At 42.4% G+C, this 5,320-nt stretch carries 4 protein-coding genes; all 4 read left to right on the forward strand.

Features of this window, described 5'->3' with window-relative positions; genetic code table 11:
• The first annotated feature begins 321 nt into the window (after positions 1-321).
• Positions 322-2,199 (forward strand): scytonemin biosynthesis protein ScyA, encoded by a 1,878-nt coding sequence (scyA, locus tag IQ229_RS11570; protein WP_194043833.1) that lies wholly within the window; start codon positions 322-324, stop codon positions 2,197-2,199.
• A gap of 312 nt (positions 2,200-2,511) precedes the next feature.
• The gene (gene scyB / locus IQ229_RS11575; RefSeq protein ID WP_194043835.1) at positions 2,512-3,570 is read left to right on the forward strand and encodes a tryptophan dehydrogenase ScyB; all 1,059 of its coding nucleotides are present in this window, start codon (positions 2,512-2,514) and stop codon (positions 3,568-3,570) included.
• A gap of 25 nt (positions 3,571-3,595) precedes the next feature.
• Positions 3,596-4,567 (forward strand): scytonemin biosynthesis cyclase/decarboxylase ScyC, encoded by a 972-nt coding sequence (gene scyC, locus IQ229_RS11580; protein WP_194043837.1) that lies wholly within the window; start codon positions 3,596-3,598, stop codon positions 4,565-4,567.
• Positions 4,568-4,623: 56 nt separating this feature from the next.
• Positions 4,624-5,320, forward strand: a 697-nt coding sequence (locus IQ229_RS11585; RefSeq protein ID WP_194043839.1) for a ScyD/ScyE family protein, incomplete at its 3' end; no start/stop codon positions are given.

Here is a 5,320-nt window from a genome sequence, read left to right on the forward strand (position 1 = left end):
GTCCATCTACTTAGGTACTATAGTCATCATCATAGAAGCGAAAAATTTGACATCCCCATCAAAAGATTTTTGATTGCACCACAGTCTTTATCTCCTTTATTCTGACCGTATGAAGCACAGCCTCAACTGTTGTATGCTTTTGGTCAAAATTTTTGGTACTGCGCTCACAAGCATCAATCAGCAGCAATCAACTATTTCTACTATCGTCCAAGCTAGGTCAGAGCTGTAGTAAACAACAGAGTTGTTTGTATTAAATATTTCTAGCGTTGTGATTGTAAACTAAAAAGCCTTTGTCTAACTTTCTAAAATTACGTGAAACCAATGAGTCAAAATTATACTGGTTCAAATCCTCTCATCACCACTGAGCCATACAAGGAACTTCGAGCAAACAGATATGTAGAATCTGTGTCTGACTCCCGTCAGCTTGATGAATCGGAGAATAATGGGGGAATTCAGCCTTTTTTAAACGATGAAATAGCTCCAACACTCTCAGTTGCCGATGCGATCGCTCAGATGTTGGTAAATTTAGGAGTAGGCTACGCTTTTGGTGTCGCAGGTGGCGCGATGGCAAGCATTTGGGGTGCGCTATCCAATAGCAGCATAGAGGTGTTGAACTTCCGCCATGAAGCCGGAGCAGCCTTTGCAGCCACCGAAGCTTACTTTGCGAATAATCGCCCGACTGTAGTTTTTACCACAGCAGGACCGGGGATCACCAACGCCCTCACCGGGTTATTTGCGGCTCGTGGTGAAGGTGCAAAGGTAATTTTGTTGTCGGCTTGCACCTCAGCACCGCAGCGTGGACGTTGGGCAATTCAAGAAACCAGCACTTACACATTACCCAGTGGAGGAATTTTTACCCCAGGAGCGTTATTTAACTATGCAATCACGATTGAATCTGCGGCTCAATTACCGCAGATTTTTCGTAAACTTGCATTAGCGATGGCGCAACCAGGCGGATTTGTGGCACATTTGAGTATTCCCACCGCTGTGCAGACAAGTTTAGTTGAGAATATAGCTTTACCCCAGCTAGATGTTACTCCGTTTCCGATGACTGCTTCCAAAGAAGCGATCGCTAAATCTGTAGAGTTATTATCATCTGGCCCCTTTGCTATCTGGGTTGGTTTCGGTGCGCGTGATGCAGCAGAGGAAATCCTTGAACTCGCTGAAAGAACGGGAGCCGCAGTCATGTGCTCACCCCGTGGTAAAGGTATTTTCCCTGAAGATCATCCCCAGTTTGTGGGCGTTACAGGTTTGGGCGGTCATGCTTCCGTCTTAACTTATATGGAAGAACAACCTCCACTACGCACACTCGTATTAGGAACCCGCCTTGGTGAACCGACTTCTTTTTGGAGTTCGGCGCTGGTTCCAAAAGGAGGTTTTGTCCATGTAGATATTGACCCGGAAGTGCCAGGTGTAGCCTATCCCCACGTTGAAACTTTTGCAGTTCGATCTGATATCAAAGCTTTTGTGGAAGAGTTGTTGCAGCAATTACCAGATGCTCCTGATTCCACAATGTCGCTACCTCGTCCAGAACACAAAGCAATCGAACCTGCACCAGAGGTAGATTATCCAGTGCGGCCAGAAGTATTGATGGCAGCAATTCAAAAGATCATTGTTGAAGATAGCGATGCCATAGTTATGGCGGAGTGTGGTAACTCATTTACTTGGTCAACTCATCTACTCCAATTTTCCGAAGCCAATCGTTACCGAGTCAGCACCGGAGTCGGCGCAATGGGTCACGCCGTCACAGGAGTATTGGGTGCAGCACTGGCGAGTAAAAGCAAGGCTGTAGGGATTGTCGGCGATGGAGCAATGCTGATGAATAACGAAATCAGCACAGCCGTGAAATACAAAATTCCCGCAATCTGGATTGTACTTAACGATGCGCGTTACAACATGTGCCATCAAGGGATGAAAATCTTGGGGTTAAAGGGCGCAGATGCAACACTTCCACCCACAAACTTCGCCATGATTGCTCGTGGGATGGGAGCAGAAGCGATCGTCGTCGTCAGAGAGTCGGATATTGAAGCCGCATTAGAACAAGCGATCGCATCAAATGTTCCTTTTCTCATTGATGTAGTGATTGACGCCGATCGACCAGCACCTTCTGGTGGACGTAATAAGAGTTTGGCAGCCCAAGGAATTAAATCAAGTGCTGCTAAAAATGCAGTCAAGCAAGTTTCATTCCCAATGGTTTAACTTTAAAACCTGGCAATTTCCTGCAATTTTTATAGACACTAAAACATCTCAACAAGTTGGACTTTACAATCCAGTTTGCATTAGTCCATTCAACAAAAGACAAAGGATAAATTTAGAAATTGCAAAAACCTTATTCCAGCCAAAAACTATACCCAATCAACTGGAATTTTAAATTTTTGATTTTTAAATCCTAAGTCTCTTCTTAACTTCATCTAATCTTAATGTTCGAGAGTTGTTTTGTGTCTATATATTTACATTTTGTAATGGTCATTACTTTCTCTAACCAATCCTAAACAATATCGAGAGGTCAAGATGCTGCTATTTGAAACTGTTAGAGAAATGGGTCACGAACAAGTTCTTTTTTGTCATGGTAAAAACCCCGAAATTAAGGCAATTATTGCCATCCATGACACAACCTTGGGCCCAGCGATGGGAGCTACAAGAATCTTGCCTTATATCAACGAAGAAGCTGCGTTAAAAGATGCACTTCGTCTGAGTCGTGGAATGACATATAAAGCTGCCTGTGCCAACATTCCAGCTGGTGGAGGCAAAGCAGTCATTATCGCTAATCCTGAAAATAAGACAGATGATTTGTTGAGAGCTTATGGACGTTTTGTTGACAGCTTGAATGGGCGTTTTATTACCGGACAAGATGTCAATATTACCCCTGACGATGTGCGGACAATTAGTCAAGAAACGAAATATGTTGTTGGGGTATCAGAAAAATCTGGTGGGCCTGCTCCCATAACATCACTAGGAGTTTTTCTCGGAATTAAAGCCGCTGTAGAATCTCGTTGGCAGAGTAAAAGACTTGATGGCATGAAAGTTGCAGTTCAAGGCTTAGGAAATGTTGGTAAAAATCTCTGCCGTCACTTACATGAGCATGATGTCCAGCTTTTTGTTAGTGATGTAGATCCAGTAAAAGCGGAAGAAGTGAAACGCCTTTTTGGTGCAACTGTTGTAGAAACAACCGAAATTTACTCACTTGATGTAGATATTTTTGCTCCTTGCGCTTTAGGAGGAATTCTTAATAGTCATACAATTCCTTTCCTACAAGCTTCGATTATTGCTGGTGCAGCTAATAATCAATTAGAAAATGAGCAACTACATAGTCAAATGCTTGCTAAAAAAGGGATTCTTTATAGCCCTGATTATGTAATTAATGCTGGAGGACTAATCAATGTTTACAACGAAATGATTGGTTATGACGAAGAAAAAGCTTTCAAGCAAGTGCATAACATTTATGACACGCTATTAGCAATTTTTGAGATTGCGAAACAGGAAGGAGTTACTACTAACGATGCTGCTAGACGATTAGCAGAAGACCGAATCAATAGTAAGCGAACCAAGACTAAAGCGATCGCAGCCTAATTGTTATTATTTTAAGGAGTGAACAATGGAAAAAAATACCTTTGCTACATCAGCATATATTGCTACTTCCCCAGAAAGCGCTTTTGAGTATCTTTGTAGTTTAAAAAACTTGGATGAATGGACGCTTTATAGCCGGATGAAAGAGCAAATTGACGAAGATACTTGGCTCGGAACTGCGTCTGGTTATCACAAAAATCTCTATTATCATGTTAAAAAATTAGAAAATCCACTTTTCTACGGCATTGAGTGGCACTGTGGATTAGAGTATCAGAAATATTTTCAGGTTTACCCTGTCTTGCTATTTCCTACAGATTATATCGAGCCTGGAACAGATGAAAAAGGTGTGTATTTTCACTGGTTGAGCTTTGTCGATCCCAAACGGCAGACTCAAATGATTATGCAGGGAATTCATACAGTACATACTTCTGAATGTCGTTCTCTCAAAGGTAATTTGGAACGCAAAGCCGGTCTGACCTCAGCAGCCAAAGGAAGCCACTTTATCGATACAGACACTATTTATGTTGATGCCCCAATTGAAATCGGCATTGAATACTTAAAAGACTTAAAAAATGTAGATGAGTGGGCGCATTTACTGCGACCCAATGGTGAGATCACTGCTGAATCAGGTGAATTCAAAGATGAATATGACCAAAAAGTAAAAGTGTCTGTACGAGTTCATTCTTTGAGTAAATACTACTTACTCGAACAAGAACATTTTTATCCAGATTACGAATATTATCAGCGTTCTGTAGCGTTACTGATTCCAACTGCATACTCTTTCGCTGACCCAGAAGCCTCTGGTTTCATCCTACATCGAATTACATTCTGGAAAACAGATGGAACTGTAACCCACGGCAAACTTCAGATTGAAGACTATGGCGCTGAGAGCATGAACATCAAACGTTTACTCGAGGCCAAAGCTGGCAACCTCAAATCATTTGACCGAGGAATGAGCTATCTACCAAAAATTCAAGAATCACTAGCTAATAGTCATTAGTCATTGGTCATTAGTCATTGGTCAATTAACAAATGACAAAGGACAAAAGACAAAACATGAAACTCAAACAACTTACTATTACCTTCCTAACTTTTTGTGTTGCCGCCTTTTCGGGAATGAAAGCTGCCTCAGCTGCATCCTTTTCAGTAATCGCCGACGGTTTATATAATGCCGGTGGTCTGAGTTTTGGCCCTGATGGCGGTCTCTATGTTACAGAAGCGGGAATCGGGGGAAGTGGTGCTTGTGTTCCACCAGCAAGTGGTCAAGGTGACTCTTTATGCTATGGCACAAGTGGGGCAGTTACCAAAATTGAAAATGGTAAAACCAAACGCATACTTACAGGACTTTCTTCCATAGCATTACCAGATGGTACTGGCGCAGGTGGTCCTCGTGATATCCAATTTGATGCTACAGGTAAACCTTATGTTCTGATTGGGTATGGGGCGAATCCAACCTTTCGCGATCGCAATTTGGGTAACACTGACCTCGGTAAAATCATTGCTCCCGACTTTAATACCAATTCCTGGACGAGTGTTGCTGATTTAGCTAACTATGAACTTGTCAATAATTCCGATGGTGGTGATGTCGGTAGCAATCCTTTGGGTTTCGTAATAGATGGCAATAAGTTAGTTGCAGCTGATGCAGGTGCAAACAACTTACTCAGCGTCAATACTGCCGTTAGTCATTTGCAAACTATTACTACCTTCCCCGAAGACATCTTGACGAATCCAGTCTTTCCACCTTCTGGTTCCC

The organism is Nostoc cf. edaphicum LEGE 07299 (assembly GCF_015207245.1).
In the GTDB taxonomy this organism is placed as follows: Bacteria; Cyanobacteriota; Cyanobacteriia; order Cyanobacteriales; family Nostocaceae; genus Nostoc; species Nostoc edaphicum_B.

Bases quoted from the DNA above. Each gene is read 5' to 3' on its own strand.
- scyA (WP_194043833.1), top strand. From the start codon at position 322: ATGAGTCAAAATTATACTGGTTCAAATCCTCTCATCACCACTGAGCCA.
- scyB (WP_194043835.1), top strand. From the start codon at position 2,512: ATGCTGCTATTTGAAACTGTTAGAGAAATGGGTCACGAACAAGTTCTT.
- scyC (WP_194043837.1), top strand. From the start codon at position 3,596: ATGGAAAAAAATACCTTTGCTACATCAGCATATATTGCTACTTCCCCA.